At 62.1% G+C, this 4,680-nt stretch carries 1 protein-coding gene; it reads right to left on the bottom strand.

Translation table 11 applies throughout. From position 1 onward, the window contains the following. Positions 1–4,295 (bottom strand): two-partner secretion domain-containing protein (locus BM321_RS29135; protein ID WP_139236223.1); only part of this gene is annotated, 4,295 nt, incomplete at its 3' end. Positions 4,296–4,680: the final 385 nt, after the last annotated feature.

Here is a 4,680-nt window from a genome sequence, read left to right as displayed (position 1 = left end):
AGGAACACGTTGCCGCTGGTGGCCAGTCCTTCGTTGATCGCCAAGTCACCTTGGGTACCGATGCTGACGTCGCCGGTGTTGTTCACGCCGGTGAGGGTTGTCTGCGTGCCGTCGGCATGGGTCGCGGTCAGCGAACCCACCTTGAGGTCTGTGCTGTTGTTGAACTGGACCTTGCCCGCCGCGCTGGCGATATCGCCAATCACGTTGCCGGTATTGCCCAGCGCGTAATTGCCGCCCAGCAGCACCAGGCCGCTGGCATCCAGCTTGGCCCCGGCATCGCCGGACTGGGTGGTGTTGCCCGCCACTTCCAGGGTGATGATGTCGTCGGCACGGGTCTGACCCTGGCTGGTATCGTCCCGTGGGCCATTTTCTATGGTGATGCCTTTTACCAACGTCAGGTCGTGATCGGTTTTCAAGGTGACCGCCTCATCGGAGGTAATCCCCACGGTGCCGTCCACGGTCCCCACCGTCAGGTTGCCGTTGCCGGCAAATGCCAGGCTGCCGAGATCGGCGGCGATGACACCCACGTCATGCCCGCCCTTGCCCAGCTGGAAGTCACCTTCGCCGCGCAAGGCCAATTCGTCTGCGGTAATGGTCGCGCCAGTGCTCTGAGTCGCACCTTTGCCCGCGTCGACGCTCAACGTCAGCCCCTTGCCGGTGGTGCCGTCTTCGTCGGTGCCTTCGGGATCCTTGAGCGTCAGATCGCCCAGCAAGTCCAGGACGCCGTTGGCGACCAGGGCCAGATCGTCCTTGAACGTCGCGCCTTCATCGTCGACGGTGATGTTGCGCGTCTTGTCGTTGCCGATGACGACCTTGTCGAAGCCATCCTGGATGTTGGCCAGGTCAGCGCCGGACAGCACCAACGGATCGTCAGGCCCGGTCACCTCCGGGTCATCGCTGCCGCCCAGGTGGATGTCCAGGCCATCGGTCTTCTGCTGCAGGGTAAGGCTGCCGTTACCGGAAACGCTCGCGGCGAGATCGATTTCGTCGGCGGTCAGGCTCGTATCGCCCTGGGTGAGCAGGGCCTGGCCGACGGTGAGGGTGTCCGCGACAAGCTCCAGGTCGCCGGTCTGGGTCATGCCGGCGACCGGCACGCCTTGCGGGTTTGTCGGGGTCTGGCTATCGGGAATGGTTACAACGCCGACGGTCAGGTCATCGACATCGGCAAAGCTGACCGTGCCGGTGTCGCTGGCGATGGTGTTGACGTCGTTGGCCGCGTTGTCGAGATCATGGGTGGCGCCATCGCCCAGCAGCACCAGGCCATCGGCGACAATGGCGCCGCCGGCGGTCTGGTCGACCTTGCCACCGTTGCTCTGCAGCACCAGGACGGGGGCCGGCTTGGTGTCATCGTTACCGGTGCCCGGGGCGTCGGCCACGGTCAACTGGTCGTTGATGTGGATATTGCCGGTGCCGGCATTGAGGACGAGGTTGTCGTTGATGCGGGTCGCTTCGATGATGTTGATGTCACCGGTCATGTCCGCGCCGCCGATGTTGACGGAGGTGAACCCGTCGCCCAGTGCACTGATGTCGGTGCCGGTCAGTTCCAGAGAACCGGGGGCGTCGCCTGTGCTGCCGCCCACTGCGATGTTTTTGCTCGGCGTGTTGGTCTCAAGGGTGATGTTCCCATTGCCGGTGACACTGCCGACGCCGCCGTTGAAGTTGATGTCGTCCGCCTTGATGGCCAGGTTGTTGTCGGTGCTGTTGAGGCTGCCGTTGAACGTGATGGAACTGCCTTGCAGGCCCTTGCTGCCCGAGGTTTCGGTCTTGATATTGTCAACGTACAGCGAGCCACCGACCTGCTTGCCGGCGGTCTGGTCGAAACTGCCCGAGACGAACACGAATTTGTACGTGCCGGCCCTGTCAGCCGTTGCCGTGTGGCTTTGCCAGTTCACCGCCCCCGTGCCGTTACCCGTTTCATTCAGGATAATCTGGTATTCGCCGGTATTGACGTTCAACAGGTAGCCGAAGACATCGTAGGTATCGCCGCCCGCGACCGGTTTGTAATCGAAGCTGACTTTTTCCCCGGCGGCCAGGGAGACCGTACCCTCGCTCACGACCGAAGGGCCACGCATGATGCAGCCGGCGGGGGCGTTGAGGCAGTTGGAGGTATTCTCGGTTCCCAGCAGCAGCGCGGCGCCGCCGTCCTTGCCTTGGCCAGCGGCGGCGACCGGGGTGAGGGGTTTGTAATTCATGTCGCCCTGGTCGCCAGGGGAAACGCTCGGCGCATTGCCGTTCGTTGGCGAGGTCGTCGGCAACGTCGGGTCATTCGGCGAGACCACGCCATCCACCACGGTGACGCCCGTGAAGAACTGGTCGATGGAGGTCTTCCACCCGACCAGGCCATTTTCGAAGTCGGCGTTCAGGAATTGCGAAGTGCCCAGCTCAACCGCACCGGTGTACACCTGCTCGCCGCGGGTGAAGACTTTTGCGCCGTTGATAAACGTCTTGCCCGCGCCACTGGTGGTCGCATACAGGGCGCCCAGCGCGCTGTTGCCGCCGACCATGTCGCTGAAGATGATCGAGCCCGAACCGGCATCGACGCGCAGTTGGCGGTTGTTGGCCACCGCATCGGAGTCCACCACGCCGGCAAACACGACATTGCCGCCGTTGCTCTTCAAACTGACGTCGGTGTTGAGCGCGATTTTGCCGTTGAGAATCAACGCCAGGCTGTTGCCATTGCCTGCGCCGCTGGCATCGATGTCACCGTTGAGGAAGATATTGCCGAAGACATAACGGCCTGTTGCGCCGTCGTCGTGCCCCGATTGCAACGTCAGTGTCCGGTCACCGCTGATGCCCTGCGGGGTGTAGTCGCCGTCCCAGTGAATGGTGTTGTCGGCCTTGATTGCCACATCGGTGCCGCCGGCCAGGGCGGTGTCGATCGCGTTGAAACCGACCGTGGCAGCTTGTCCGTTGGCGCCGCCCGTCAGCCCTCCATTACCCGGCCCCACTGTGACACTGTCCGGGTCGAGCAACCACAAGCCACCCTTGCCGTTCTTGGCCGAAGCATCGGCGGCTTTGCTCACCGCCAGCTTGGCACCGCTGGTCTCGATCTTGCCGCCGTCGCCGCCCTTGGCACCGCCGGTGGCTTTCAGCGTGCCATCCACCCGCGTCACGCTGCCCGGCTTCTTGGTATCCGACCAGGCCACCACGGTACCGCCCTTGCCGTTGTCGGTCGCCGATGCATCGAGCACGGCACCGGCGGCAATGGTGGTCTGGCTGGCCTGTTTGATCGCCGGGTCCTTGCCTTGCCAGCTACCGCCCACATAAATCTCGCCGCCGCCCTTGGCGCCGGTGGCGTCGAGTTCAGCGCCGCCGTTGATCGCGATACGGTCGCCGGTCACGACAATCTTGCCGCCCTTGCCGGTATCGGAGGACACATCGATTCGCCCGGCGACTTGCACACCGCCCTGATCTCCCATCAGCGTCACCACGCCGTTTTCACCGATATCCAGGGAACGGGCTTCGATCAAACCGGTGTTGTTGATGACGGTGCTCGCCAGGGTTTCCGCCGCACGGGCAGTCAGCAGGATGCGGCCGGCATCGGCACGAATGGCGCCGCCGTTTTCGATCAACGCTTGAAGCGCACCTTCTTTCACTTCCAACTGCACCAGCCCACCCAGGTCGAGCGTCACGACACTGCCGGCGCCCAACAGCACATTGCCCTTGTTCGCGGTGATGTTGCCTTCGTTGACGATTTTCGCGGCGATCAGGGCAATGGTGCCGCCTTGCGCGGCATTGATGTTGCCCTGGTTGACCACCGAGGCGGCGCTGTTGCCACTGAAACGGTAGTTGCCCGCGAGGAAGTCTTCCGTGGTCATGTTGAGCGTGGACGCGACCAGGCCACCTACATCAACCTGTGCACTGGGTGTAAACAGGACGCCGTTGGGGTTGACCAAAAATACCTGGCCGTTGGCTTTCAGCGCGCCCTGAATCACTGACACATCCGAGCCCAACACGCGGTTCAATGCGACAGACGCCGCGCCCGGCTGGACGAACTGGACGGTGTTGCCTTTGCCGACGGAGAAGCTTTGCCAGTCAATCGCGAGCTTATCGCTGCCCTGATGAATGGCCATGTTGTTGCCATTCTGATGAATGCTGCCATTACCTGCCACGATATTGCCGCCCGACGGTAACGCTCCCGCCGTGGCAACAGAAGCGAAGACCCCGCCACCCACGCCAATGACCAGGCTGAGGGATCTGCGGCTTTTGTCTTTGCCTTGGCTTTTGACCAACTCTGATGCCACCTGCCACGCGCCCAACACAGCATTCCAGACTACTCGGTAAGCTCGGTTCATTTTTGTTCACTCATCCTTAATACGGCTGGCCGCGCCACGATGATCAGGCGGTTCGCAATCAAACAATCAAATGGAAAACCGCATCCGGACGGATGACGGCTCGAAATCCCAAAGTGCTCCGTTCCATCATGTCTGCGGTAAGCGGGGTGATACCTTTGCTGGAGCACCCAGGGCTTTTGATTGAGGGGATTGAGTCAATTTTTTTTGATCTGGAGGGTGTTCGACACTGGAATACCTGTGGGAGCGAGCTTGCTCGCGATAGCGGTAAACCAGTCGCCATTGATGTTGCATGACCCGGCCCTATCGCGAGCAAGCTCGCTCCCACATGGAAATTGTGGCGAACGCAGCATTTGCGCACGCCCCGATCAAAACTGTGGGAGCGAGC

It is taken from the genome of Pseudomonas sp. NFIX10 (genome assembly GCF_900111955.1).
Taxonomy (GTDB): Bacteria; Pseudomonadota; Gammaproteobacteria; order Pseudomonadales; family Pseudomonadaceae; genus Aquipseudomonas; species Aquipseudomonas fluorescens_AA.
Note: the sequence above shows the minus strand (reverse complement) of the source record. Positions and strands in the feature narration are given on the sequence as shown.